Source organism: Brevibacillus soli (assembly GCF_044759095.2).
In the GTDB taxonomy this organism is placed as follows: domain Bacteria; phylum Bacillota; class Bacilli; order Brevibacillales; family Brevibacillaceae; genus JBIYSM02.
The window spans coordinates 1-25,628 of record NZ_JBIYSM020000051.1 but is presented as its reverse complement, the minus strand read 5'-3'; the positions used below and the strand labels follow the sequence as shown (position 1 = coordinate 25,628).

The 25,628-nt window shown below is 54.2% G+C and carries 22 protein-coding genes; 20 read left to right on the top strand and 2 right to left on the bottom strand.

What is annotated here, in order from left to right; all coding sequences use genetic code 11:
• Positions 1–433 precede the first annotated feature (433 nt).
• The 3 genes from ACE99V_RS17720 to ACE99V_RS17710 are packed head-to-tail and all read left to right on the top strand — an operon-like array spanning position 434 to position 4,665.
• On the top strand, positions 434–2,350 hold the full coding sequence (locus ACE99V_RS17720; protein ID WP_400492569.1) for an ABC transporter ATP-binding protein: 1,917 nt from the start codon (positions 434–436) through the stop codon (positions 2,348–2,350).
• Between the two features lie 55 nt (positions 2,351–2,405).
• Complete coding sequence (locus ACE99V_RS17715; protein ID WP_400492568.1) at positions 2,406–4,028, top strand: ABC-F family ATP-binding cassette domain-containing protein; 1,623 nt, start codon at positions 2,406–2,408, stop codon at positions 4,026–4,028.
• Positions 3,967–4,665 carry a TVP38/TMEM64 family protein gene (locus tag ACE99V_RS17710; RefSeq protein ID WP_400492567.1) on the top strand — a complete coding sequence of 233 codons (699 nt, stop codon included), beginning with the start codon at positions 3,967–3,969 and terminating at the stop codon, positions 4,663–4,665. Before ACE99V_RS17715 ends, ACE99V_RS17710 begins: the two co-directional genes overlap by 62 nt.
• 141 nt (positions 4,666–4,806) lie before the next feature.
• Here the strand turns inward: ACE99V_RS17710 and ACE99V_RS17705 are convergent, their stop codons facing one another.
• Together ACE99V_RS17705 and ACE99V_RS17700 are read right to left on the bottom strand one after the other, a co-directional pair.
• Positions 4,807–5,028, bottom strand: a complete 222-nt coding sequence (locus tag ACE99V_RS17705; protein ID WP_400492566.1) for a hypothetical protein — start codon at positions 5,026–5,028, stop codon at positions 4,807–4,809.
• Between the two features lie 55 nt (positions 5,029–5,083).
• Positions 5,084–6,703, bottom strand: a complete 1,620-nt coding sequence (locus ACE99V_RS17700) for a PucR family transcriptional regulator (RefSeq protein ID WP_400492565.1) — start codon at positions 6,701–6,703, stop codon at positions 5,084–5,086.
• 160 nt (positions 6,704–6,863) lie between these two features.
• On the opposite strand from ACE99V_RS17700, the gene ACE99V_RS17695 reads away from it, so the two are divergent.
• From ACE99V_RS17695 to ACE99V_RS17615, 17 genes are all read left to right on the top strand, one after another.
• On the top strand, positions 6,864–7,064 hold the full coding sequence (locus ACE99V_RS17695; RefSeq protein ID WP_400492564.1) for a DUF3311 domain-containing protein: 201 nt from the start codon (positions 6,864–6,866) through the stop codon (positions 7,062–7,064).
• Positions 7,061–8,542: a sodium:solute symporter family protein gene (locus tag ACE99V_RS17690; protein WP_400492563.1), complete on the top strand. Its 1,482-nt coding sequence runs from the start codon at positions 7,061–7,063 to the stop codon at positions 8,540–8,542. Before ACE99V_RS17695 ends, ACE99V_RS17690 begins: the two co-directional genes overlap by 4 nt.
• Positions 8,543–8,554: 12 nt before the next feature.
• A complete protein-coding gene (locus tag ACE99V_RS17685; protein ID WP_400492562.1) occupies positions 8,555–10,177 on the top strand; it encodes an amidohydrolase in 1,623 nt (540 codons plus the stop codon).
• Positions 10,174–11,430 carry a Zn-dependent hydrolase gene (locus ACE99V_RS17680; protein WP_400492561.1) on the top strand — a complete coding sequence of 419 codons (1,257 nt, stop codon included), beginning with the start codon at positions 10,174–10,176 and terminating at the stop codon, positions 11,428–11,430. Before ACE99V_RS17685 ends, ACE99V_RS17680 begins: the two co-directional genes overlap by 4 nt.
• A gap of 263 nt (positions 11,431–11,693) precedes the next feature.
• Positions 11,694–11,942 (top strand): hypothetical protein, encoded by a 249-nt coding sequence (locus tag ACE99V_RS17675; protein ID WP_400492560.1) that lies wholly within the window; start codon positions 11,694–11,696, stop codon positions 11,940–11,942.
• The gene (locus ACE99V_RS17670) at positions 11,939–13,237 is read left to right on the top strand and encodes a sigma-54 interaction domain-containing protein (RefSeq protein ID WP_400492559.1); all 1,299 of its coding nucleotides are present in this window, start codon (positions 11,939–11,941) and stop codon (positions 13,235–13,237) included. Before ACE99V_RS17675 ends, ACE99V_RS17670 begins: the two co-directional genes overlap by 4 nt.
• Positions 13,238–13,392: 155 nt before the next feature.
• On the top strand, positions 13,393–14,469 hold the full coding sequence (locus tag ACE99V_RS17665) for a tartrate dehydrogenase (protein WP_400492558.1): 1,077 nt from the start codon (positions 13,393–13,395) through the stop codon (positions 14,467–14,469).
• A 3-nt stretch (positions 14,470–14,472) separates the two neighbouring features.
• On the top strand, positions 14,473–15,918 hold the full coding sequence (locus ACE99V_RS17660; protein WP_400492557.1) for an aldehyde dehydrogenase family protein: 1,446 nt from the start codon (positions 14,473–14,475) through the stop codon (positions 15,916–15,918).
• A 15-nt stretch (positions 15,919–15,933) separates the two neighbouring features.
• A complete protein-coding gene (locus tag ACE99V_RS17655) occupies positions 15,934–16,692 on the top strand; it encodes an SDR family oxidoreductase (protein WP_400492555.1) in 759 nt (252 codons plus the stop codon).
• 19 nt (positions 16,693–16,711) lie between these two features.
• Positions 16,712–17,581 carry an energy-coupling factor transporter ATPase gene (locus ACE99V_RS17650; protein ID WP_400492554.1) on the top strand — a complete coding sequence of 290 codons (870 nt, stop codon included), beginning with the start codon at positions 16,712–16,714 and terminating at the stop codon, positions 17,579–17,581.
• Complete coding sequence (locus ACE99V_RS17645) at positions 17,578–18,435, top strand: energy-coupling factor transporter ATPase (protein ID WP_400492553.1); 858 nt, start codon at positions 17,578–17,580, stop codon at positions 18,433–18,435. The genes ACE99V_RS17650 and ACE99V_RS17645 overlap by 4 nt, the downstream gene beginning before the upstream one ends.
• 12 nt (positions 18,436–18,447) lie before the next feature.
• A complete protein-coding gene (locus tag ACE99V_RS17640) occupies positions 18,448–19,284 on the top strand; it encodes an energy-coupling factor transporter transmembrane component T family protein (protein ID WP_400492552.1) in 837 nt (278 codons plus the stop codon).
• A gap of 65 nt (positions 19,285–19,349) precedes the next feature.
• Positions 19,350–19,904, top strand: coding sequence for an ECF transporter S component (locus tag ACE99V_RS17635; RefSeq protein ID WP_400492551.1), 555 nt, complete (start codon positions 19,350–19,352; stop codon positions 19,902–19,904).
• 3 nt (positions 19,905–19,907) lie between these two features.
• Positions 19,908–20,861 carry a P1 family peptidase gene (locus ACE99V_RS17630; RefSeq protein WP_400492550.1) on the top strand — a complete coding sequence of 318 codons (954 nt, stop codon included), beginning with the start codon at positions 19,908–19,910 and terminating at the stop codon, positions 20,859–20,861.
• 27 nt (positions 20,862–20,888) lie between these two features.
• On the top strand, positions 20,889–22,097 hold the full coding sequence (locus tag ACE99V_RS17625) for a M20 family metallopeptidase (protein WP_400492549.1): 1,209 nt from the start codon (positions 20,889–20,891) through the stop codon (positions 22,095–22,097).
• Between the two features lie 20 nt (positions 22,098–22,117).
• A complete protein-coding gene (locus ACE99V_RS17620) occupies positions 22,118–23,431 on the top strand; it encodes an MFS transporter (RefSeq protein ID WP_400492548.1) in 1,314 nt (437 codons plus the stop codon).
• A gap of 143 nt (positions 23,432–23,574) precedes the next feature.
• Entirely contained in the window at positions 23,575–25,344 is a 1,770-nt protein-coding gene (locus tag ACE99V_RS17615; protein ID WP_400492547.1) for a M3 family oligoendopeptidase, read from the top strand.
• Positions 25,345–25,628 lie beyond the last annotated feature (284 nt).

The following is a 25,628-nucleotide window of genomic DNA, read 5'->3' as shown; positions in this document are numbered from 1 at the left end:
CAGGTACTTCTTTTTTCCGTAGTCGCTGGGGATTTTCCTTTGTTTAAGGACATTATTTCATACACCAGAATTTATAAATTTGGACATCCCATACAGCCGCTAGAAAAGTGTTCGGGGCCCCGCCCGGCGAAGCGTTAGCTAATGCCGGGTGGGTTTTCTTACCTTATTCACCGCGCTGTTTGGAGCGCGTTTTCTCTTTGCTGATGGTATTGGAAGCACGAGTCTGGGAAGGGTTTTCCTTTTGTCCCATTTCATTTTTAACGCCGTTTTGATTGGACAATGCATCCACCTCTTTCCTGTATCGGATGTTTCTGCATGGGTTAGCATTCCCCGGTGAAAAAAGTTCTATGAAAAGTGGAGCATTCAGGGAAAAGTGTGATACCATCGGAAGGGTGTGCACGATTTGCATGACAATGATGTCGGAGTGAGAGAAATGAACATCCTGACAGCGGAACAACTAAGCAAAAGCGTAGGAGAAAAAGTTCTGTTTGACCAGATCTCCTTTCATATTGCAGAACAACAGCGGATCGGTCTGATCGGTGTCAACGGGACGGGGAAATCGACGCTGCTCAAGATTGTGGCCGGGATCGAACAGCCGGACAGCGGCAAGGTGATTCACGCCAACCGCTTTCACGTCGAGTATTTGCCGCAGCAGCCAGAATTTCTTGACGATTCCACCGTTCTGGAACAGGTTTTCTACGGCGACTCTCCTTTGATGCATCTGCTGCGTGAGTACGAGCAGGCACTCGCCGATCTGCAGTGTAAGCCCGACGATACCAAAAAGCAGGAGCGCCTGTTTGCCCTGCAAAACCGGATGGATGCGGCAGATGCCTGGGAGGCGAGCACACAGGCGAAAGCCGTTCTGACCCGACTGGGCATTCGCGACTATACCCGGCCGGTCGGTCAGTTGTCCGGCGGGCAGCGTAAACGAGTGGCAATGGCACGGGCGCTGATTCAACCAGCAGACTTGCTGATTCTTGACGAGCCAACCAACCACCTTGATCATGAAACAGTGGAATGGCTGGAGGAGTTTTTGTCGCGGTACAAAGGAGCCCTGCTGCTCGTGACCCACGACCGCTACTTTTTGGATCGGGTGACAAACCGCATTTTCGAGCTGGATCGCGGCAAGTTGTACAGCTACGAAGGCAACTATGGTGCATTCCTGGAGAAAAAGGCGGAGCGGGAGGAGAACGAGGCTGCCTCTGAAAGCAAGCGGCAAAACCTGCTCAGGCGAGAGTTGGCCTGGCTGCGCCGCGGGGCCAAAGCCCGCACCACCAAACAGAAGGCTCGCGTCCAGCGAGCGGAGGAACTGCGCGACCGCAAAGTGGAGGGGCCGGCGGAAAAGCTGGACATTGCTCTTTCAGGAAGCCGTCTCGGAAAAAAGGTGTTGGAGTTGGAGCGCGTGAGCAAGCACTTTGGCGAACGCACACTCATTTACGACTTCAGCTATATCGTGCAACCGGGGGACCGGGTGGGCATTATCGGACCAAACGGCAGCGGAAAATCCACCCTGCTAAACATCTTGGCCGGACGCATCCAGCCGGACAGCGGCACAATCGAGACAGGACCGACAGTAAAACTGGCTTATTACACGCAGGAGAGCGTGGATATGAACGAGTCGCTGCGCGTAATCGATTATGTCAAGGAAGCGGCGGAAGTGATCCGCACCAGTGACGGCCATGTGATCACCGCTGCGCAGATGCTGGAACGCTTTCTTTTTCCTCCCGCGCTGCAGTGGGCGCCGATTTCCAAGCTGTCAGGCGGTGAAAAGCGGCGACTATACCTGCTGCGCACCCTGATGGGAGAGCCCAATGTGCTGTTATTGGATGAGCCGACCAACGATCTGGACATCCAGACGCTTTCCATCCTGGAAGATTACCTGGAGCAGTTTCCGGGTGCGGTCATTGTTGTCTCTCATGACCGATACTTCCTCGATAGGACAGTCGATGAACTGTTGGCATTTGAAGGGAACGGGTTGATTCGGGAGTTCACCGGAAACTATTCCGAATACCTGGAGACAAGACGTGAAGAACTGGCCCGGGAGGAAACCGAGAAACAAAAAAACGAAGCCGACTCTTCCGCAACCCGCTCGCCTGGCAGGGGCGGAAACCGTACGCGCAAACTGAGCTACAAGGATCAGAAAGAATGGGAAGAGATCGAAGGGAAAATTGCCGCCCTTGAAGAGCGGAGCGCGCGGTTAAAAACGGAAATTGCCGAGGCGGGCAGCAACTTTGAGAAGGCACAAAAATTGTTCGCGGAAGAACAGCAGGTGTCTGCCGAGCTGGAACAAGCCATTGAGCGCTGGGCTGAGCTGTCCGCCCTGATCGAAGAGATCGAGGCTGGCAAATAACCTGAACGTCTGATACGATATTCTTTTAGAGAAATGGAAAAAGGCAGGTATTCAGATGATTAGTACAAATAATGTGACGCTGCGCTACGGCAAACGCGTCCTGTTTGAAGACGTTACGATCAAGTTTACGCCAGGCAACTGTTACGGCCTGATCGGGGCGAACGGTGCCGGCAAATCCACGTTTCTGAAAATCCTCTCCGGAGAAATCGAACCGACAAGCGGCCACGTTTCCATCACGCCGGGCGAACGGATCGCGGTGTTGAAGCAAAACCACTTTGAATTTGACGAAGTGGAGGTGCTGAAGACGGTCATCATGGGTCACAAGCGCCTCTATGACATCATGGAAGAGAAAAATGCGCTCTACATGAAGCCGGATTTCACCGAAGAGGACGGCATGCGGGCATCGCAGCTGGAAGGCGAGTTTGAAGAGCTGAACGGCTGGATGGCAGAGGCGGATGCAGCTGAACTGCTGAACGGTCTGGGCATTCCGACAGAGCTTCACGACAAAAAAATGAAGGACCTTGGCGGAAACGAAAAAGTGCGCGTGCTGCTCGCGCAAGCCCTGTTCGGCAACCCGCATATCCTGCTGCTCGACGAGCCGACCAACCACCTGGATCTTGAATCGATCCGCTGGCTGGAGAACTTCCTGGCGGAATACGAGAACACCGTCATCGTCGTGTCCCACGACCGTCACTTCCTGAACAAGGTGTGTACGCATATTGCTGACATTGACTTCGGCAAAATTCAGCTGTACGTGGGCAACTACGACTTCTGGTACGAGTCCAGCCAACTGGCGCTCAAACTGGCGCGAGAGCAGAACAAGAAAAAAGAAGAGAAGATCAAGGAGCTGCAGGAGTTTATTGCCCGGTTCAGCGCGAATGCCTCCAAGTCAAAGCAGGCTACCTCTCGGAAAAAGCTCCTCGACAAGATTTCACTGGAGGACATCAAGCCGTCCAACCGCCGCTATCCGTTCATCAACTTCAAGCCGGAGCGGGAAGCAGGCAAGAACTTGCTGTTGATCGAAGGATTGAGCAAGACAATCGACGGAGAGAAGCTGTTTGAGAATCTGTCCCTGTCGGTCAACAAAGGCGATAAGATTGCCTTTGTAGGGCCAAACGAGCTGGCGAAAACAACCTTGTTCCGCATCCTGATGGGCGAATTGGAAGCGGACAGCGGGACTTTCGAATGGGGGGTAACGACGTCGCGGGCGTACTTCCCGAAAGACAACTCCCGTTATTTCGATGGGGTTGACCTCAGTTTGGTAGATTGGCTGCGCCAGTTCTCCAAGGAGCAGGATGAGACCTTTATCCGCAGCTATCTGGGGCGGATGCTGTTCTCCGGAGACGAATCCCTGAAGAAGGCCAACGTCCTGTCCGGAGGAGAGAAGGTACGCTGCATGCTGGCCAAGATGATGCTGTCCCAGTCCAACGTATTGATTCTCGACGAGCCAACCAACCACCTGGATCTGGAATCGATCACGGCTTTGAACAATGGCTTGATTGATTTTGAAGGAACGATTCTGTTCGTCTCCCACGACCACCAGTTCGTCCAGACGATTGCCAACCGGATCATCGAGATTACGCCGAAAGGGATCATTGACAAGATGATGACCTACGATGAGTATCTCGAAAGTGAAGACGTACAGCGCCAGCGCCAGGAACATTATGCCCAGTCGTAACATGACAGCTGCCGTGAAAACCTGGGGGACTGCTCTTGCCTATCTGGCTGTGCTGTCCCTCTCGTTCCATTACAAGGAGCCGATACTCCATTGGCTGCAAACCGGGGAAATGGATGACATTCCATTGATGGTCCTTGTCACCGCTTTCCTCGGCATGGTGCCGATTATTCCCTTCGGAGTGGCGGCTGGGGCCATGGGAGCAAAGTTCGGATTATTCTGGGGGAGCGTCATCAGCGTCATCGGTTCTGTACTGGCTGCTGTCCTGATGTTTGGGCTGGTTCGTTATCTGTTTGCCGAGCAGGGACGGGCGTATCTTTCCCGTTTCCAGCAAATGGACAGGTTTACCCGGATGGTGGAAGACAATGCCTTTGCCGCGGTATTTACAGCCCGCCTGATCCCGATCGTGCCGGCTCTTGCCGTCAATGTCTATGCCGCGTTGAGCCGTATGGCGCTGCTGCCGTATGTGCTTGCAACCTTGTTAGGCAAAGTGCCGACGATGCTGATGTTTGCTTTTGTTGGAGACCGGTTGTTTACCAATTGGCTCCACTCTCTGGCTGCGGTGCTGATTTACGCAGGTGTGATAGCGGCAGTGCTTGCGCTTCTTCGCAAACGGAGACGCCCAGGTATTGATCAATGAAGAAACCCTTGGCATTTTGAGGATGCCAAGGGTTTTCTAGTTGTATAAGAATTTATAAATTTGGACTTCCCATACAGCCGCTAGAAAAGTGTTCGGGGCCCCGCCCGGCGAAGAAAGGGACCCCACTCGGCTCAGCGATAGCTAACGCCGAGTGGGTTGAGGATTGCTAATGCCGGGTGGGTTATCTTGATTCTCCAGCAGCTCGACCTTCTGAAAAAACGAGTCGTTGTTTGCGAAAACGACTCGCTCTTTGCGAGGGATGGTGAAGTAGACGACGATGTACTGTTCGTCGGCGTATTCAATCATGCCCCGCTTTTTGGGGCCTTCTCTCATCCGTACCTTCTTCCCGATGTACTCCTGCATTCCCATTCCCTCCCAGTCATGGACACTTTTTGTCATTGTAGCAGACAGGATGAAATTAGACGAGGAGCTGTACCGAGAGAGCGATGCGAAATAACAGTTGATCGTTCCCGTTTTCAGGGTTCAATCCGGTCATCTCACGGATTAGCTGCAGGCGGTATTTTATTGTGTTTTTGTGGACAAAAAGCTGTTCTGCCGTGTCAGCGTAGTTTGCGTTGGTTTCCAAAAAGGTTTTTAGCGTCTGCAGCAGCTGACCGTTTCGTTCCCTGTCGTACTGCATGATACTGCCCAGACACTCGTTGGCCAATGCGCCTGCTTCCTCTTCCGGATGGCTGGAGTAAAGAATGCGTTCCAGATTCAAGTCGGAAAAGAACTTGAGACGAAACGCCTGGTTCGGAGGGGCTTCGTCCGTCCCATTTGCATTTGTCGCCGCCTTGAGGCTGAGAGCGGCTTCCCTGTAGCTTTTGGAGATGCCGTCCAGGCGGGGATAGAACCGTCCCACTCCCGCAAAGAAGGGGCCTTTCTTTGTACGTCGGAGCAGGTCGATCAGCCTTTTCATCCATTCCTGCGAATAGGGAGGGGCAGCTTCTTTCGGAAGCAGCAGGAGAATGCGGTTTTTTCGGTCCAGGCCGCTGAGGATCGCTTTTTCAAGAGGTGAAAGATTCGCTTGCAGATAGTCCAGCAGGGACAGTTTGTCTTTCCAGACCTGAACGTCACCGACAGTCTGACTCTGGTAATCGATAAGGACGGCCACATAGTCATCGCCTAGCGTCCATCCGACTTCTTCCGCTTTTCGACGCAGGGTGTCCCGCGCACCCAACTGGCCGTCCGCCAGTGTATCCAAAAAGTCATTGCGAAACCGCTGATACGTGGCGGAAATCGTTTTTTGCCGCTGAATTTCCAGAGAGATCAGAGCAGCAGCCTGTTCGATCGCAACCTTTTCCCAAGGGTGCAGTTCCCGACAGACGTTCCATAGGAGAATCGCGCCTTCCTTGGAATTTTCGCTGACCAGCCAGCGAATCACATGCCTGTCCTGATGTCTGGGCATCACCTGTTCGCCGTTCTTGGGAATCGGTTTGGAAAAGATCTCATCGATCTGTTCTTTACTCAAATAGGAAGCGGGGGCGTCGAATTGTTCTCCCGTGCAGCGCAGATGGATCGTCACGGGAACCTGGATCACCCGGTGCAAAAGCAGTGCGAGTTCTTCCAGATTTCCGCAGTTGGTAAGATGCCGATGAAACTGCTCATAGATGGAGTGCGTAAGGTCCAAGGCCAGCCTTTGTTTATTGTTGATATGGGTTACGACTGGTACGATGACATCCGACCAGGCCTTGTCCATCGGAAAGGAGAGGATGGGGATCTGTTTTCGGGTGGCGTAAGAAATCACTTCCTGCGGCAGGCTGGTGACGTACCTTCCCAGCTTGATGGCGAAACCGGGAGCCCCTTTTTCAACCAGGGCATCAATGAATGGCAGGAGCCCTTTGGCCGCGTCCATCCGATTGGCGACAAACGGATAGCCAGTGGTCAGGACGAACTCTTTGTCTCTCAACCACTTGTACCCATCCGGAGAGTCAAACGAGGTAATGCCACAAAGTTGGTTCGTCAGAAAGTCTTCGCCTGCCAGCACTGCAGAATGGTTGAGACCAGCTACCTGAATCATCTCGGAAACGGTAATCATGCCATTCCTCCCAAACATTTATCAATTTGTACAAAAATGCGGGGAAATTGCTGGTTACATGGACAAAGGAAAAGAGGGAATCTTTTGATAATTATACAATACAATGTTCCAGGCTTGTCCAAAAAAACGACGGGCTGGCCGAAAAAAAGGAGGGTAGCGCATGAAAACAAGGATCGTACTCGGGTTGGTTCCTTTTATCGGAATGTTGGGAGGTGTACCGTTTGTCAACCAGGTGGAACCGTATGTACTGGGAATGCCTTTCGTGCTCTTTTGGATCGTGCTTTGGGTCGTTCTCACATCCGTGATGATGGCGGTCATCAACAGACTGGATCCTGCGAGCCGGGAGGGTGACGGCAAATGAACGCAGCGCTTCTCATCATCTTTGCTTTTTTGGCTCTGTCCCTGTTCTTCGGCATTTTGGCCCAAAAAGGAAAAGACATGAACATGGAGCAGTGGACGGTTGGCGGCCGCGGTTTTGGTACGGTATTCATCTTCCTGCTGGTCGCCGGGGAAATTTACACGACCTTCACGTTCCTGGGCGGCAGCGGTTGGGCCTACTCCAAGGGGGCACCCTCGTACTACGTCCTCTCTTACATTGCTCTTGCCTACGTCCTCTCGTATTGGCTGCTTCCGCCGATCTGGCGTTATGCCAAAGAACACAGACTTGTCTCTCAATCCGATTTCTTTGTGGCCAAATACCAGAGCCCGTATTTGGGCATTCTCGTCTCCATTGTCGGGGTGTTGGCGATCATTCCGTATCTCGTCCTGCAGTTTAAAGGGCTGGGCATCATCGTGTCGGAAGCGTCATACGGCTCCATCTCGCCAACGGCAGCGGTCTGGATCGGAGTTGTCTCTGTCACCATTTACGTGATGATATCCGGCATCCACGGTTCGGCCTGGACTGCCGTCATCAAAGACATCATGATCTTCTTCATTGTGGTGTTCCTCGGACTTTACCTTCCCTTCCACTACTACGGCGGCATTCAGCCCATGTTTGAAGCGGTCAATGCAGCCAAACCTGATTTTCTGACGTTTCCCGATGAAGGATTAAGTGTATCGTGGTACATCTCCACCGTCCTCCTGACCGTTCTCGGTTTCTACATGTGGCCGCATACCTTTGGCTCCGTGTATTCGGCCAAAAATGAAAACGTTTTCCGCAAAAACACCATTGTGCTCCCACTCTATACGCTCATGCTCCTGTTCGTCTTCTTTGTCGGATTTACCGCGATTCTGCAGGTGCCCGGTTTGAAGGGAGCGGAAGGGGACCTGTCCCTGTTGAGGCTCTCCATCGCAACGTTTGACCCCTGGATGGTGGGATTGATCGGTGCAGCGGGTCTGTTGACCGCGCTTGTACCCGGCTCCATGCTGCTGATGACGGCATCAACCCTTTTGGCCAAGAACGTCATCAAGGTATTTACACCTGCGGCGACGGACAAGCAGGTAGCCATCAACGCGAAAGCGCTCGTCCCCGTAATCTCTTTGATTTCGCTTTACTTTACCATCAGCGGGGGAGATACGCTTGTTACTCTGCTCTTGATGGGCTACAGTCTGGTGACACAACTGTTCCCGGCATTGTTTTTCAGCCTGCTGCCGCGCCCCATCGTAAACAAGTACGGCGCCTTTGCCGGAATCACGGTCGGGGTTTTGACGGTGGCGTATGTGACGGTTACCAAAGCCACGATCGGGACGTTATTTCCTGCGTTGCCGCCATTCCTCAAGGATCTCAATGTCGGGATCGTCGCCATGCTGGTCAACATCGTCGTGATGGTCGCCGTCAGTATGGCGACAAGGAATAGGATGCAGGCTCCGCAGGTCAATCAAACCAAACATGCAGTGTGAGGAGGAAACAGAATGGCAGACAACGTTTTTCTCAATGCGCAGGTCATTACCGTAGACGAGTGCAACCGTGTGGCAGAAGCCGTAGCAGTGCAGGGCAATCGCATTGTAGCCGTGGTCAGCAACGAGGAGATTCGCCGTTTTATCAGGCCGCAGACGACCGTTTACGACCTGAGCGGCAAAAGCCTGCTGCCCGGCATTGTCGACTCCCACCTGCACATGACCATCTATGGAACCAACAAGCTGGGAGTAAACGGAAAGGCAGCCCACCTGCAGACCATCGACGATCTGCTGGCAGAACTGCGGGCAAAAGCGCAGCAAACTCCCAAAGGCGAATGGGTGCGGGCGTGGGGAGTTGACGAAAATCGCATAGCAGAGAAACGCTTCCCCACTCGCTGGGAGTTGGATCAGGTCTCGACCGAACACCCCATTTTCGTCATGCGGACGTGCGCCCATCACTCGGCAGTAAACAGCAGAGCCTTGGAGCGAGCCGGGTTTGACGAACACACCCCGGATCCTCAGGGCGGCAGAATCGACCGCGACGAGAATGGAGTACCCACAGGTTTTCTCGTTGAGACGGCCCACATGCAAATGTTTGAGGTGGCGGGTTTTAGCGAGGAGGAGTATAGAAAAGCGTTGAAGCTTGCGTCCGACGATTTTGTGGCGAAAGGCATTACCAGCATACACGATGCGGGCGGATACGGGCCGGACAATTTGCGGGCCATGCAAAAGGCAGTGCAGGCCGGGGATGTGAAGGTTCGCATCTATGCCATGATTTGCGCGCTCAACCAATCGGATGAGTTCGTACGCAAGATGATGGAGGCAGGGATCGTAACGGGTCTTGGTGACGAGTGGTTTCGCATCGGGCCTGCCAAGGTCTTTACGGATGGTGCCAGCATTGCGCCGACGATGGCCATGCGGGAACCGTTCGACAGCCGTCCAAACGATTGCGGGATTCTCTACTACACGCAGGAAGAGCTGAATAACATTTTAGGAGAAGCCCATGCAAAAGGGTTCCAGATTACCGCCCACGCTCAGGGTGATCGGGCGATCGAGATGCTTTTGACCTGCTTTGAAGAGGCGCTCTCCAAGCACCCGCGAACCAACCACCGTCATCGCATCGAGCATGCGGGCGTCTCCATGCCCGATCTGATTGAACGCATGACCAGCCTTGGCATCGTCCCCATTCCCAATCCGCCGTTTTTCTACGAGTTCGGGGACGGTTACGTAAAAAACATCGGCAAGAGAGTAAACCACATGTTCCCCGTCCGTGACTTCCTCGACAACGGCATCATTGCCGCAGCAGCTTCAGACAGTCCGGTTACCGATCACAATCCGCTGCTCGGCATCCACGCTGCGGTTAATCGAAAAAGCAAGTCCGGTCAGGAGGTGGGCGCCATTCAGCGGGTAAGCGTGATGGAGGCGATCCGGCTGTACACCTGGAACGGTGCCTACGCCAGTTTTGAAGAGGACATAAAAGGCAGCATTGAGCCGGGCAAGCTGGCCGATCTGGTCGTGCTGAATGATCGCATTTTGGACGTTTCTGCGGAATGCCTGAAAGACTTGTATGTGGAAATGACGTTCATTGATGGAAAGGTCGTCTATCAAAAACAGCCCGAGGAGGTTATCGAGACGTGAATGCGCAGACAAGACAGCTGAACATCAACCAGGAACGATTGAAACATCGTGTGGAAGCCCTCTCCCAGATCGGCAAAATATCTGAAACCGGTGTTTGTCGTCTGGCCCTGTCCCGGGAAGATCGGGAAGCGGTTGATCTGGTAAAGTTATGGATGGAGGAATCAGGGATGACAGCCCGGATCGATCACTTCGGGAATCTGATCGGCCGCCTAGACGGTAAAAATCCTGACGCCCCCATCCTGATGATCGGCTCTCACATCGATTCCCAGCCGTACGGTGGCCGTTTTGACGGCGTGATCGGAGTACTGGGCGGAATTGAAGCCGTTCAAACCCTGGCGGAACAAAACGTGCTGCCGGACCATCCAATAGAAGTGGTCGCCTTCTGCGACGAAGAGGGCTGCCGTTTTCAAAAAGGGTTGTTCGGTTCAAGGGGAATTCTCGGCAAACTGGAGCCGGGCGAACTGGAGCGGACGGATAAGAACGGCGTGACGAGAAGACAAGCGCTGATTGATTTTGGCTGCGACCCGGAGCAATTCGGTCAATCGGAATATCCTCGTGGATCCATCGGCGCCTTCCTCGAACTGCATATCGAGCAGGGACCCATTCTCGAGTCGTTGAACCGACCGGTGGGGATCGTCTCCGGCATCTCCGGACCGCTCTGGTGGACGGTGGAGTTTGCCGGTTTTGCCGGCCATGCCGGTTCCGTTCCAATGGCGCTTCGGCAAGACGCCCTTCTGGGGGCGGCAAAAGCTATCGTCGCCCTGAACGACATTGCCAAGCAGGACCTTTCCGCTCCGACGGTGGGAACAGTCGGTCATCTGGAGGTCTTCCCGGACTCCCGCAATATCATACCGGAGCGGGTCCGCTTCACCGTGGATTTGCGGGATATCGACCTGGCGCGGAGAAACGAACGGGAACGGCAGCTGCGCCAGGCGATCGAGCAGATTGCATCAGAATGTGGTTTGACTTACACCATCACAGAGGATACAAACAGCGAACCGCGCTACTGCGACGAACGGATCAAGCAGATGATGCGCGAAGAGAGTGCCGGAATGCAGCTTGACGTCCCAGAATTGATGAGCGGCCCGTTCCATGACGCTCTGGCTCTCTCTTATGTGTGCGAGTACGGCATGATTTTTGTTCGCTGCAAGAACGGCATCAGTCACAATCCGCTGGAGTTCGCTTCCTGCGAAGACATTGCACTTGGAACCGAGCTGCTTTACCGTACCGTGTTGCGCATGGCTTTGAAATAACAGGATAAAACGGACCATCCTGCCCAATTGGAAATGGATGGTTCCTTCCTTTTCTGCTAGAATGTAAGAAAAACAAAGCTTTGATGAATTTGCCCGTCAGATCTAGACTTGTTGCGTGCCCCAAAACTCCTGTCAGGCTGTCTATCTGGTGGGAGTTTTTTGGCAGATACGTTGTAAGTGGGCGTTTAAAAAAGCGCAACCGAGATGCGACGGCAATGTTTCCCGGACTTTTTAAACATCCTCTTTAAGAAAGGAGGCGACTGATGAAAGCCCAAACATTGGCCAACATCTTGCTATATGTAGCGACAATCTGCCAGCTTCTCTGGATGAGCGGCTGGGTGGAGAGCAAACTGGTGCAGCCGCTGCAGCTGATGACACTGGGGCTGATGCTGTTTACGCTGTTCATTCTTCGCAAGAAAAGGAGCAAACGGAAACGTCGATCCCGCAAGCCGCCTGCCGAGGTGACGGCACTGGTTGAGCGGGCACAGGAAGGGGATTCGCCACCGGCATGAACAACACGCACATACAGGCGATTTTGGATGCCTCCCACGACGAAATCATCGCAATCGACCGCCATTTCAACATCACGCTGGTCAATAAAAACGCAACGGAAATTTTGGGGCTTCCCAACGGGATCGTGGGAGAAAAGATTACGAAATACATCCCGCAGTCCGATATGCTGAGAATTTTGGCGACGGGCAAAAAGGAAATCGGGGACATTGCCACCGTCCTGAACCGGCAGATTGTGATCAACCGGCTGCCCATTGTGGTTGACGGTGCGATTGTCGGAGCGGTTTCCACCTTCAAGGAGATTACCGACATTCAAAAGATGGAGATGCGCATCCGCAAGCAAAGCATCGAAAGCGGACTGGAAGCGAAGTACCGGCTGGATGACATCGTCGGGGATTCCCCAGCCATTCGTGAGGCCAGGGAAATGGCCGAAACCTTTGCCAGGACGGACGCAACGGTACTGATTCTCGGCGAGTCGGGCACGGGGAAGGAACTGTTTGCCCAGGGCATTCATTTAAGCAGTTCACGCGCCACCGGTCCGTTCGTCGCCGTCAACTGCGCAGCGCTCCCAGGCAATCTGCTGGAGAGCGAACTCTTCGGCTACGATGAAGGGGCGTTTACCGGCGCCCGCAAAGGGGGAAAACCCGGACTGTTCGAGCTGGCGCACGGCGGGACGCTTTTTCTCGACGAGATCGGGGAGATGTCTCTGCCGATTCAGGCGCTGCTGCTGCGCGTCCTGCAGGAGAAAAAGGTGCGCCGGATCGGCGGTGAGCGGGTAATCCCTGTTGATGTGCGCATCGTTGCGGCAACCAATCGCGAGTTGGAGCAGTTAATTGCAGACAAGCTGTTTCGTCCCGATTTGTACTACCGGATTAATGTACTGACGCTGGAACTTCCTCCGTTGCGGGAGCGCCTGCAGGATATTCCGGCTCTAACCGAAGCGATCATCCGCGAAATCGAAGACCGGGGAGACAAGCGAGTGAACGTCGAGGACATCGTGTATCAACGTTTTCGGCAGTATGATTGGCCAGGCAATGTAAGGGAACTGCGCAACGTTGTGGAGCGCATGGTGCTTTTGTTCAGAAGCGATCGGTTGGGAGAAGCGGATGTGAAGTTTTTCAGCAAGAAGCTGGAACGAAACGGACGCCTTGGCGGACGGCAGGACACGGAAAGGACGATGATAGAGTACGCCCTTAGGCAAACACAGGGCAACAGAGGGGAAGCCGCCAAACTTTTGGGAATGGACCGTACCACACTCTGGAGGAAGATCAAAAAGCACGAGAAATTTCAGGAGTAAATGTTGCTTTTTGCAACGAGTGTTGCACACATGATTGCAACATGATGGCGAAAGCACCATGTTATTTGACCGAATATTCAAAAGATAGTGTTTTGGCACGACCTTTGCATTTGAGAGAAAGCCGAAAGCAAGTAAATTGCAAAGGAGCAGCCAGGATGAAACATTACGCAGTTGCGGTCATCGCCGGAGACGGGATCGGCCCGGAGGTGATGGCGGAAGGGCTTAAAATGCTGAAAGCAGTATCCGAGATCCACGGCGGACTCGCTTTTGAAACACGCTCTTTGCCGTGGAACTGCCAGTATTATGCGACACAAGGGCGGATGATGCCGGAAAACGGACTGGACATCCTGCGAGAGTTTGACGTCATCTTGCTGGGGGCCGTCGGTTCTCCTGAAGTACCCGACCACGTTTCTGTCTGGGAGCTGATTCTACCCATTCGGCGGGCGTTTCAGCAGTACGTAAATTTACGGCCGATCAAGCTGCTGAAAGGATTGGAGAGTCCGCTGCGCTACAAGCGGCATGACGATCTGGACTTCATGGTGGTGCGGGAAAATACAGAGGGCGAATACTCCAACATGGGCGGTCGACTCCATCCGGGAACGCCGTACGAACTGGCCGTTCAAAACAACGTGTTTACCCGCTACGGGGTGGAACGAATCGTCCGCTATGCCTTTAAGCTGGCCGTCGAGACAGGGAAAACCCGTGTGACAGCCGCGACCAAATCAAACGGCATAAATCACTCGATGCCGTTCTGGGATGAGATTGTCAGGGAAGTCAGCCTTCAGTTCCCTCAAATGGATACAAAGCTTTATCACATTGATGCGTTAACTGCCTATTTCGTCAGCAGGCCTGAATCGTTCGACGTTGTCGTTGCAAGCAATCTGTTCGGCGACATCCTGACCGATCTGGGAGCTGCCATCGTCGGCGGACTCGGGTTGGCCCCATCAGGCAACATCAATCCGGAGAAAACCTATCCCTCCATGTTTGAGCCGATTCACGGATCGGCACCGGATATTGCCGGTAAAGGCATCGCCAATCCGATCGCACAAATCTGGAGCATCAGCATGATGCTGGATCACCTGGGGCATCGCGAGCTGGGGAAGTTGGTATTGGACAGCATTGAAGCGGTTTTGGTGGAAGGCAAAGTGCGTACTCCGGATATCGGTGGTTCGGCGACGACTCGGGAACTGGGCGGAGCGATCCGCGAACAACTTTATCGAAGGGGAGGATGAATCATGGAAGGAACCAAAGCGAATGTCCAGCACTACCGCTTGTACATAAACGGCCGATGGGTGGAAACGGGCGAGACGATTCCCGTCACCCACAAATACACCGGCGAAGTGATCGCCTCCATCGCCAAGGCAAGGCGGGAACACGTGGAAGCTGCCGTAACGCATGCGCAGGAAGTGTTTCGGGAAAGCGGGTTAACGCCGTTTCAACGCTATGAAATCCTGCTTCGGGCGTCCCGCATCGCCGAGAAAAGGCGGGAAGAGCTGGAACTGTCGCTCGTCAGGGAAGTGGGCAAAACCGTTAAAGACGCCAAAGGGGAACTGGACCGCGTCGTCAACACACTGCGCCTCTGTGCCGAGGAAGCAAAGCGCATCACCGGTGAAATGGTCCCGCTGCACGCTACGCCCGGAGCGGAAAATCGCTTTGGTTTTGCGATCCGTGTCCCCAAAGGCGTGATTGGGGCCATTACGCCGTTTAACTACCCGCTCCTGCTCAGCACCCACAAGGTGGCGCCGGCCATCGCGGCGGGAAATACCGTCGTGCTGAAACCGGCGACAGCCACTCCGATTGCTTCCTTCCAACTGGTCGAGATTTTGGAGGAAGCAGGCCTGCCAAAAGGACACATCAACATCGTCACCGGATCGGGCAGCCAGGTAGGCGACTGGATGCTCGATGACCGGAGAATCGCGATGTACACGTTTACCGGTTCCTCGGAAGTGGGGGCCTACATCAAACAGCGCAGCGGACTGCGCCCGGTATCTCTGGAACTGGGCAACAACTCGCCCAATATCGTTCATGCCGATGCCGATCTGGAGCAGGCTGCCCGCATCATTTCCCAGCGGAGCTTTCACAACGCGGGTCAGGCGTGCATCGCCGTCCAGCGCATTCTCGTTCAGGAAAGCGCGGTTGACGAATTTACGGAAAAGTACCTGAGCCTCGTCCGGGAGTTAAAGGTTGGCAATCCGGAAGAGCCTGACACTGACGTCGGGCCAATGATAAGCGAGAGTGAAGCGGATCGCGCGGAAAACTGGGTGCAGGAAGCCGTGGCACAGGGAGCGGAACTGCTCCACGGCGGCAAGCGGGAAGGGGCGCTGTTTCACCCGACCGTCCTGTCCAACACCACTCCAGAAATGAAAGTGAACTGCCTCGAGGTGTTTGCGCCGGTCGTCACCATCATCCCTTATCGAACCATCGATGAAGCGTTTGCCGTGGCCAACCAATCTGCTTACGGGCTTCAGGCAGGGATCTTCACCCATGACCTGAACATCGCCATGCGAGCGGCTCGCGAATTGGAATACGGCGGCGTCATCATCAACGACGTGTCCACCTATCGAAACGATGTCATGCCGTACGGCGGTGTCAAAAGCAGCGGATTGGGCAAAGAAGGGCCGCGCTACGCCATTGAGGAAATGACCGAGCTTCGCATGGTGGTAATGAATCTTAACAAATAGAACGGGGGATCCGACATGTTGCTTCGTGAAAAAGTAGCGATCGTCACGGGTGCCGCTTCCGGAATTGGAAAAGCGATTGCAAGGCGCTTTTCTGAAGAGGGAGCACGTGTTGTGCTTGCCGACTTGAACGGTCAGGTAGCCAGCCTGACTGCAGAAGAGTGCCCCGGGGAAACCTTGATTGTGGAGGGAAATGTAGCAGAGGAAGATCAGGTGAAGGGAATGATCGCACAAACCATCGAACGGTTTGGAAGGGTTGACGCGGTTGTCAACTGCGCCGGGGTTCCCATGGCTTTTACCCCGATTGAAGAAGTATCAGAGGAACAATGGGAGCGCATCATGGACGTCAACGTCAAGTCCATTTACCTTACCGCCAAGTATTGCGTTCCGCATATGAAGCAAGCCGGGCAGGGCGTGATTGTGAACGTGTGTTCCATCGCGGGTGTGCGGGCACGCCCCGGTTTAAACGCCTACTGCGCATCAAAAGGAGCGGCCATCATGCTGACCAAGGCGCTGGCAATCGAGCTCGCGCCCTGGAGAATTCGGGTGAACGGGATTAATCCTGGGCCGGCCGACACGCCGATGCTCAGCAAATTTATGTCCGGAGACAAGGAAAAAATTGAGAAGGAAACGAAAGAGATATTTATCAACAGTGTGCCGCTCGGTTCGCTGATCCAGCCCGACGACATCGCCGACGCCGCGCTCTATCTGTGCAGCGGCATGGCTCGAATGGTCACGGGCGAAATCGTCAACGTGGACGGCGGCAGAGGAATCTAATGGGAAAGGGAGGGGGCGTATGGCCAACGAGCCTATTATCCGGGTGGAAGGCATCTCGTTTTCCTATCAAGTAAATCAGGCGCAGCGCATCCCGGTGCTTCATGAGGTTTCCCTGCAGGTTTATCCCGGGGAATACCTCGCGATTATCGGCCACAACGGTTCCGGAAAGTCTACGCTCTCCAAACATCTCAACGGCATCCTTACTCCGGAGTCGGGTGATGTCTGGGTGCACGGCATGAACACCAGGGACAAGGCTCACATGCGAGATATCCGCAGCCGGGTGGGTATGGTGTTCCAGCATCCTGACAACCAGATCGTCGCAACAATCGTGGAGGACGATGTGGCGTTCGGGTTGGAAAACATCGGCATTCCTCCGCAGGAGATGCGAGAAAGGGTAGAGAGTGCTCTCACTGCGGTGGGGATGACCGAATTTCGCCACCGGCCGCCGCATCACCTCTCTGGGGGGCAGAAGCAGCGGATTGCCATCGCCGGCATTCTTGCCATGAAACCGGAGTGCATCGTTTTGGACGAAGCGACCAGCATGCTGGACAGCTACGGTCGCCAGGAAATCCTCTCCGTCATAAAAAAGCTGCATCGCGAGGGCATGACGATCGTTACGGTGACGCACCACATGTCGGAAGTGGCGGAAGCGGACCGGGTGATCGTGATGGAGGCGGGGCGAATCGTATTGGAGGGCACACCGCGCGACGTTTTCGCCCGACAGGAATTTCTGAGCGACCTGCACCTGGGTGTGCCGGACGCCAGCCGGATTGCCTCGCTGGTTCACCGGCAGCACCCGGCTTTTTCTCCCACTCTCATTCACAAAGAGGAAATTGTTGAAGAAGTGAAGCGACTGCACCTGGTGGAAGCGGAGGCGAGCGGATCATGAGCCAACCCATTCTCGCAGTAGAGAACCTGACCCATACCTACATGCAGGGGACGCCGCTTGAACACAAGGCCCTGCACGGGGTTAACATGCACGTGGAGGCAGGGGAGTGCATCGCTGTGATCGGACATACCGGCTCTGGTAAATCTACGCTGATTCAGCATTTCAACGGGTTGATTCGCCCGCAGGCAGGCAAGGTGATCGTCAACGGTTTGGATTTGTCACAGCCGAAATTGGATGTCAAATCATTGCGGCGACAAGTGGGTCTTGTCTTTCAAAATCCCGAAGACCAGATCTTTGAAAAGCTGGTGGGAGACGATGTTGCTTATGGACCATTCAAAATGGGACTGCCGCTTGACGAAGTGGTGCGACGGGTGAAATGGGCCATGGAACTGGTTGGCTTATCGTTTGATGAAATGAAGGACCGTGCCACATTTGCCCTGAGCGGCGGACAGAAACGAAAGGTCGCCCTGGCCGGTGTGCTGGCCCTCCAACCGAAGGTGCTCGTACTGGATGAACCGACTGCCGGGCTGGACCCCCGTTCGCGACGGGAGCTGTTGGAGAGAATCAAGCATCTCAACCGCAGCGAAAAGCTCACCGTCATTTTCGTTTCCCACAACATGGAAGAGGTGGCCTTGCTGGCTGACCGCGTCTATGTCATGGCGAACGGAAAGGCAGTGTGCAGCGGCACCCCTCGCGACATTTTCAGCAACGATCAAATTTTGAAAGAGCATCAGATCGGGACCCCGGAGAGCGTCGATATCCTGTATCGCTTGCGTGAATCGGGCTTTTCCGTGGATGTCAGGGCATTTCAACCGGAAGAAGCGGCAGAAGAAATTCTTACCCTGTTGCGATGAGGAGGGAGAAAGGTGTCAGCAGAATTCGAATTGACGCGTCATATCACCATCGGCCAATACCTGCCGACCAACTCCTTGGTACACCGGCTGGATCCGCGGTTCAAACTGGGTGCTTTCGCCATCCTTCTCATGGCGATCGCCGTCTGCGATACCTATGTCGGCAACCTGTTTGCCTTGCTGGTATGTCTGTACCTATTCCATCTCTCCCGCATCCCGATCCATTACGGTCTGTCGGGAATCAAGCCCGCTATTCCGTTCATCATCATCCTCGGTGTGCTGCAATTGCTGTTTTACGGAGAAATTGCATCAGGGGGAGCAGTCTACTTTGAATACGGCATGATTAAAATAACGAGTGAGAGCATCCGCTTGGTCATCGTCTCGGCAATGCGGTTTATCGAAGTCATTTTTCTCTCCAGCGTGCTTACACTCAGCACATCCACCACCGAACTGACGCACGGCATGGAGCGGCTGCTGGGCCCTCTGGAAAAAGTAAAGTTTCCCGTTCACGCATTCTCCTTGATCATCACCATCGCCATTCGCTTTGTCCCCACCTTTGCCATGGAAATGGAAAAGATGATGAAAGCGCAGGCGTCACGCGGGGCTGACTTCGGTACAGGTGAATGGTGGCGGATCGTGAAACGTACGAAGGACATGTTTCCGATCATTATTCCGCTGTTTAACGTGGCGCTCTCCCGTGCGGAGGATCTGATCCTGGCCATGGAAGCTCGCTGCTATACGCCGGGCGCGGTGCGAACCGCCTACACTCATTACCACGCCAAGCCGCGCGACTATGCAGCCTTGCTTGCCAGCATTGTGATGTCGGCTGTTATGTTGTGGATCCCGGTATAACCAGGAGAGGGAGTTCTCCCTGACAAGGGGATTCCATATACGAAAAAAGATGAGGAGGAGGTCTAATGGAAAAAGGATTGACGGTTCGCAAAATTGTCATCGCAGGTGTGCTGGGGGCGGTTGCCATCCTGTTGGGCGTGACGCGCCTGGGCTTTATTCCGGTTCCGACTGCTGCAGGAAACGCGACCATCATGCACATCCCGGCTGTCATCGGCGGCATCATGGAGGGGTGGGGTGTCGGTCTCATCATCGGTCTCATTTTTGGTGTATCATCGTTTTTAAATGCCACCATCCCCTTGTTTAAAGACCCGCTGGTAGCGATTCTGCCGCGCCTGTTCATCGGCGTTGCGGCGTATTTTACCTATGTCGGGCTGAAGAACATCAATCAGTATGCGGCTATTGGGGTGGCTGGGTTTGTCGGTTCCATTACCAACACGATCCTGGTGTTGACGATGGCGGTCGTACGGGGGTACATGGCTCCAGGTGTGGCAGCTACGGTTGCCGTCACAAACGGTCTTCCGGAAGCAATCGTTTCGGTGATTGTGACGTTGGCTGTTGTCACGGCGTGGAAAAAGATCGGCGAAGGCCGGAAAAAGTCGAAAATTTCAGGAGATTACTGATTCATGACAGGAACCATCGTGGATGTTCCAGGGATCCTTGTAGGCAATGCACAAGACGACGACGCCTTGACGGGCTGCACGGTGATCTTGCTGGAACGACCTTCCGTTTGCGGCGTGGATGTCCGGGGTTCAGCCCCGGGCACCCGCGAAACCGATTTGCTTTCCCCGACGAATCTGGTCGAAGTCGTGCACGCGATCTGCCTGTCTGGAGGCAGTGCCTATGGGCTGGATGCGGCGAGCGGAGTCGTGCGGTACCTCGAAGAGCAGCAGATCGGGCTTGATGTCGGGTTTGGTCTGGTTCCCATTGTCCCGGCAGCCGTTCTGTTTGACTTGTCTGTGGGAAATCCCAAGGTGAGACCCGATCAGGCCATGGGTTATCTGGCAGCATCTCGGGCAACGAAACAGGCAGTCGCTCAGGGAAACACAGGTGCCGGAACAGGAGCAACCGTGGGGAAATGCAACGGCTTCGCCAACGCCATGAAAGGCGGTCTGGGCAGCGCAGCTCGGACACTGCCAAACGGACTGGTCATCGGTGCAATCGTCGCCGTTAATGCTGTAGGCCATGTACTCCGTCCCGAAACCGGAGAGATTTTGGCGGGGCCCAGAGACGAGCAGGGAGTCATACAAAACAGTCTTGACATGATGCAGGCAAAAGCTTTTGCCCCGATTCCGCCGGGGACAAATACGACAATAGCGGTCGTCGCAAGCAACGCCAAACTGACCAAATCAGGTGCAAACAAAGTGGCGCAAATGGCACACGACGGACTTGCGCGCACCATTAATCCTGTTCACACGATGTACGACGGAGACACGGTTTTTGCCGTTGCCACCGGAGAAGTGGAAGCGTCGGTTGACGTCGTGGGAGCACTCTCGGCAGAGGTGCTGGCGGAAGCGGTGGTGCAGGCGATCGTTCATGCCAAAGAAGCAGGTGGGATTCCCGCTTATTCAATCGAGTAAATTTGGTGAAGAGGAGTGCTGTTGCCCATGAATCGAGTGGTTTCCTTCGTTGACGAGCAGGAGGTCGTTGCACTTACCCGGGAGCTTGTACGGATTCCCAGTGTATACCGTCCCGGTTGTCCGGACGGCAATGAAGAACGGGTAGCGAACTACGTGGCTGATTTGCTCAGGGAGATGGGGCTGACCGTCATTTACGAAGAAGTGGTGCCGGGACGGCCAAATGTAATCGCTTATTACGATTCCGGCCGCCCGGGCAAAACACTTCTGTTCGAGGCGCACACTGACGTCGTTACCGAGGGAGATCGGGATTCGTGGAGCTACGACCCGTTCGGCGCTTGCATCGAACGGGGACGCATTTACGGGCGCGGTTCTTGCGACACGAAGGGGAACCTGGCTGCTGCCATCTGCGCTGTCAAGGCCATTCAGCGGTCACAAATTGCATTTGCGGGCAAAATTCTCCTCTGCATTCCCTGTGACGAAGAGGGAATGATGATCGGGATCAAAGACTTTATTCGGCGCGGATGGGCCGACGGCGTCGATGCCGCCATTATCTGCGAACCGGAAGAGAATCAGCTGTGCATCACCCAGAAAGGGGCGATGCGTGCCATTTTGCGCACCTATGGAAAAATGGCGCACGGTGCCATGCCGCTGACCGGAATCAATCCCAACACGCGCATGGCAAGAGCGATTGTGGCGCTGGAGGAGCTGGAGAAAAAGGAAATGGCGCGTCTCGGAAAACACCCGATGCTTGGCTGGCCAAGCATAACTCCAACCATTCTGCAGGCGCCGGTAAAAGGGGATGCGCAAATCAACGTGGTGCCGGATCAATGCATGACAACACTGGATATCCGCACCGTCCCCGGACAGGATCACGGTGTGCTCTGCAGGGAGATGGAGGCGATCCTGGAACGGTTGGCCCAGCAGGATCCGCACTTTAAAGCCCTTCTGGAAGTGATTGAGGAGCGCCCGTGGACGCTGACCTCGGAGCAGGAGGATGTGGTGCAGGCTGTCGCCCAATCGTATCGGGAAATTACCAAGAAAGAGCCAGTCTACAACGGCGTGCCGGGTGCAACGGACGGTACCTTCCTGCATAAGGCCGGCATTCCCATCCTTACCACCGGGGCGGGCGACCGCCACATCCCCCACCACGCCGATGAATATGTGGACATCGACGAGCTGGTGGAGACGACACAGTTGTTTGCCTTATCTGCGCTTGCTTATTTGCAAAAAACATAACCATTTAAGGGGGAATTGACATGGACGAAAGCATCCAACCCGTTGGGGAACGAACCATCCGCAAAGTGATGAGACGGATCATTCCCTTCATCTTCCTTTTGTATATCGTGGCGTTTCTGGATCGGGTCAACTTAGGATACGCAGCCCTTGACATGAACAAGGCGCTCGGGCTGACCAGCGAAGTGTTCGGGTTGGTTTCCGGCATCTTTTTCTTTGGATATTTCCTGTTCGAGGTACCCAGCAATATCCTTCTGCATCGAATCGGGGCTCGCGTCTGGATCGCCCGGATCATGATCAGCTGGGGAGTTGTCGTCATCATCACAGCCTGGGCACAGAGCGCGATGCATTTGTACATTCTCCGCTTCCTGCTCGGGGTGGCAGAAGCAGGCTTTTTTCCCGGCATCATCTTGTATATCACACTGTGGTTCCGGGCGAAAGAGCAGGCGCGAGCCGTCGCTCTCTTTATGACGGCACTTGCCGCCTCCAACATCATCGGTGCACCTGTCTCCACCTGGATCATGGACAACATACAGTGGTTCGGCATGCCGGGCTGGCGGTGGATGTTTATTCTCGAGGGAATTCCGGCCATCATCTGCGGCGTGATTACCTATTTCTATTTGACAGACCGTCCGGATGACGCCCACTGGCTATCCGCTGAAGAGAAAGCATGGTTGAAAGCAGAGCTTAAGCAGGAGCACGAGGCCAAAATCGCACGCAGACAGTACACGACGAAGGAAGTATTGAAAAATCCGCGAGTCTGGCATCTCTCGTTCATCTATTTCACGCTCGTCGTGGGTTTGTACGGAATCGGTTTCTGGATGCCGACCATCATCAAGTCTTTTTCCAGCTTGCTTACCAATACGCAGGTCGGTTTGGTCACCATGATCCCGTACATCATTGGCGGCGCCGCCATGATCTGGTGGGCGAAGCGCTCGGACAGGACTGGAGAGCGACGGGTCCATGCCGCTCTGCCGCCGATCATCGGAGCGCTGGGTCTGATCATTTGCGCCTTTACTGACAACCCATTCGTTTCTATCGTCATGATGGCGGTAGCAACAGCAGGGATATACAGCTTTTTTGGTCCATTCTGGGCGCTGCCGGCGCTGTTTCTCAGCGAGTCTGCCGCAGCCGTCGGGATTGCTTTAATCAACTCAATCGGCAACCTGGGCGGATTCCTGGGACCGTATGCCCTCGGTTACCTGAAGCAGGCAACCGGCAAAATGGAGGCGGGGCTGTTTTTCCTAAGCGCCTTTTTGGTTATCTCGGCGCTTCTTGTTCTGACAATTCGGAAAAAAGACGCAGCTTCCGATTCGTCGATCGACGCCAAGCTGTAGGGTTTTTCGAGCAGCAGCTGCCTATCCGCGCAGGATAGGCACTTTTGATTAGTCGGGGGGTTTATTTGTCCTTGCTCTTCAACAGCCAATTCTTTACAATAGGGGATGGCTGATCAAACCCTTGTGAGGAGGTTACTCGTCAAATGGATATGCGTTGGAGCCTGGACGCTCTGTATACATCATTCGACTCCGCCGAATGTCAGGAAGATTTAAAAAAATTGGACCAGGACATGAGCATGCTGAAAGTCTGGTCCCAGGAAAACTTGCAAAATGAAGACAACGCCGTAAGCAAAATGGAAACGTACATAACCATGCTGACCTCTGTTCTGCAAACGCAGTCCCGCCTTTACCATTACGCGGAACTGGTGGCCAGTGTGGACGCCAAAAATGAAAAGGCGCTCCAAATGATTGAGCGCATCCAGGACAAGGCGGTTGAGCTGGTGGAACCAGGCGTTCAGTTCCAAAAATGGCTCGGTTCCCTCGCCAATCTGGACAGTCTCATCGCATCTTCCAAACTGCTGGAGGAGCACCGCTTTTTCCTCACCGAGACGGCAGAGAAAAGCAAATACTTGCTGAGTGAAAAAGAAGAGGTCGTTCTTGCCAAAATGAAAAATACCGGCTCCAACGCCTGGTCCAAACTGCAGGAGCTGTTGACTTCCACGCTGTTGGTCGACATGACTGTGGATGGGGAGGCGAAGCAGCTGCCGCTGCCCGTTGTGCGCAACATGGCCTACGAGAAGGACGCAGCGGTTCGGAAAACTGCATACGAAGCGGAGCTTGCCGCCTACAAAAAGATTGAGGAGTCTTCCGCCGCTTGCCTCAACGGGATCAAAGGGGAAGTGATCACCACGGCAAAGCTGAGAGGATACGAATCTCCGCTGGACAAAACGTTGAAAGATTCCCGCATGGATCGGGAGACGCTGGAAGCCATGCTGACTGCCATGCGCGAAAGTCTGCCGGTGTTTCACAAGTACTATCGCAAAAAGGCGGAACTGCTGGGACACGATAACGGCCTGCCGTTTTATGACTTGTTCGCTCCCGTGGGGGAAGCCAACATGCGCTTCACCTATCAGGAGGCCCGTGACTTCATCGTCAAGCACTTCGGCAGCTTCAGCGACAAACTGGCGCAGTACGCTCTGAAAGCGTTCGACAACAAATGGATCGACGCGGAGCCGCGTGAAGGAAAGCGCGGCGGTGCGTTCTGCTCCAACCTCCATGTCATCAAAGAGAGCCGCATCATGTCCAATTACACGGGAAGCTACAACGACGTGAGCACACTTGCCCACGAGCTGGGACATGGCTACCATGGGGAGTGTCTTGTGGAGGAAGCGTTCCTGAACAGCGACTATCCGATGCCGATTGCAGAGACGGCTTCCATCCTGTGTGAGACGATCATCGCCAACGCGGCGCTGCAAAATGCCACGGAAGAAGAAGCGTTCGCCATTCTAGAAAACGACCTGTCAGGCGCCGGCCAAGTGATTGTTGATATTTACAGCCGCTACCTGTTTGAATCCGAACTCTTCAAGCGCAGGGAAAACGGATCGCTCTCCGTCAACGAGCTGAAGGAAATCATGCTGCAGGCACAAAAGGAAGCTTACGGTGACGGGCTCGATCACAACGTTCTGCATCCGTACATGTGGGTCTGCAAGCCGCATTACTACTATGCGGATTACAACTTCTACAACTTCCCGTATGCGTTCGGCCTGTTGTTTGCCAAAGGATTGTACGCCGAGTATCTGAAACGGGGAGACGTGTTTGTCGAACAGTATGACCAACTGCTCTCTGTCACCGGCAAAATGAACATTGCCGACGTAGCCAAAATCATGGATGTGGATGTTCGCTCCACGGACTTTTGGCGCAGCTCGTTAAAATTGATTGAACAAGACATCGAGAAGTTCATTTCTTTGCGATAACAAAAGCTTCTGTCGAAGCCCTTTCGTAGAAGCTGGTTCTTCCTTAGAGGAAGCTTTTTATGCGTTCCGGAAAGTTTAAGACCACTGATGCGTTAACGCTGTAGCAAACTTTCCTTCACGATAACAAAATCGATGAGTGACGCCCGGTACACGTATCGGGCGTTTTTCATTTGGTATATGAGCCTTTTGCAAAATTAGGTTTTCGTTAAAAAATGAAGTTAATGATACGTAAGGTTGGAAATTCTACTTTTACAAGGTAAAGCCAAAAAGCGAGATGGGCATAA

Excerpts from the sequence above, each read along its gene's own strand:
- ACE99V_RS17720 (WP_400492569.1), top strand. The coding sequence starts at position 434 with ATGAACATCCTGACAGCGGAACAACTAAGCAAAAGCGTAGGAGAAAAA.
- ACE99V_RS17715 (WP_400492568.1), top strand. The coding sequence starts at position 2,406 with ATGATTAGTACAAATAATGTGACGCTGCGCTACGGCAAACGCGTCCTG.
- ACE99V_RS17710 (WP_400492567.1), top strand. The coding sequence starts at position 3,967 with ATGAGTATCTCGAAAGTGAAGACGTACAGCGCCAGCGCCAGGAACATT.
- ACE99V_RS17705 (WP_400492566.1), bottom strand. The coding sequence starts at position 5,028 with ATGCAGGAGTACATCGGGAAGAAGGTACGGATGAGAGAAGGCCCCAAA.
- ACE99V_RS17700 (WP_400492565.1), bottom strand. The coding sequence starts at position 6,703 with ATGATTACCGTTTCCGAGATGATTCAGGTAGCTGGTCTCAACCATTCT.
- ACE99V_RS17695 (WP_400492564.1), top strand. The coding sequence starts at position 6,864 with ATGAAAACAAGGATCGTACTCGGGTTGGTTCCTTTTATCGGAATGTTG.
- ACE99V_RS17690 (WP_400492563.1), top strand. The coding sequence starts at position 7,061 with ATGAACGCAGCGCTTCTCATCATCTTTGCTTTTTTGGCTCTGTCCCTG.
- ACE99V_RS17685 (WP_400492562.1), top strand. The coding sequence starts at position 8,555 with ATGGCAGACAACGTTTTTCTCAATGCGCAGGTCATTACCGTAGACGAG.
- ACE99V_RS17675 (WP_400492560.1), top strand. The coding sequence starts at position 11,694 with ATGAAAGCCCAAACATTGGCCAACATCTTGCTATATGTAGCGACAATC.
- ACE99V_RS17670 (WP_400492559.1), top strand. The coding sequence starts at position 11,939 with ATGAACAACACGCACATACAGGCGATTTTGGATGCCTCCCACGACGAA.
- ACE99V_RS17665 (WP_400492558.1), top strand. The coding sequence starts at position 13,393 with ATGAAACATTACGCAGTTGCGGTCATCGCCGGAGACGGGATCGGCCCG.
- ACE99V_RS17660 (WP_400492557.1), top strand. The coding sequence starts at position 14,473 with ATGGAAGGAACCAAAGCGAATGTCCAGCACTACCGCTTGTACATAAAC.
- ACE99V_RS17655 (WP_400492555.1), top strand. The coding sequence starts at position 15,934 with ATGTTGCTTCGTGAAAAAGTAGCGATCGTCACGGGTGCCGCTTCCGGA.
- ACE99V_RS17650 (WP_400492554.1), top strand. The coding sequence starts at position 16,712 with ATGGCCAACGAGCCTATTATCCGGGTGGAAGGCATCTCGTTTTCCTAT.
- ACE99V_RS17645 (WP_400492553.1), top strand. The coding sequence starts at position 17,578 with ATGAGCCAACCCATTCTCGCAGTAGAGAACCTGACCCATACCTACATG.
- ACE99V_RS17635 (WP_400492551.1), top strand. The coding sequence starts at position 19,350 with ATGGAAAAAGGATTGACGGTTCGCAAAATTGTCATCGCAGGTGTGCTG.
- ACE99V_RS17630 (WP_400492550.1), top strand. The coding sequence starts at position 19,908 with ATGACAGGAACCATCGTGGATGTTCCAGGGATCCTTGTAGGCAATGCA.
- ACE99V_RS17625 (WP_400492549.1), top strand. The coding sequence starts at position 20,889 with ATGAATCGAGTGGTTTCCTTCGTTGACGAGCAGGAGGTCGTTGCACTT.
- ACE99V_RS17620 (WP_400492548.1), top strand. The coding sequence starts at position 22,118 with ATGGACGAAAGCATCCAACCCGTTGGGGAACGAACCATCCGCAAAGTG.
- ACE99V_RS17615 (WP_400492547.1), top strand. The coding sequence starts at position 23,575 with ATGGATATGCGTTGGAGCCTGGACGCTCTGTATACATCATTCGACTCC.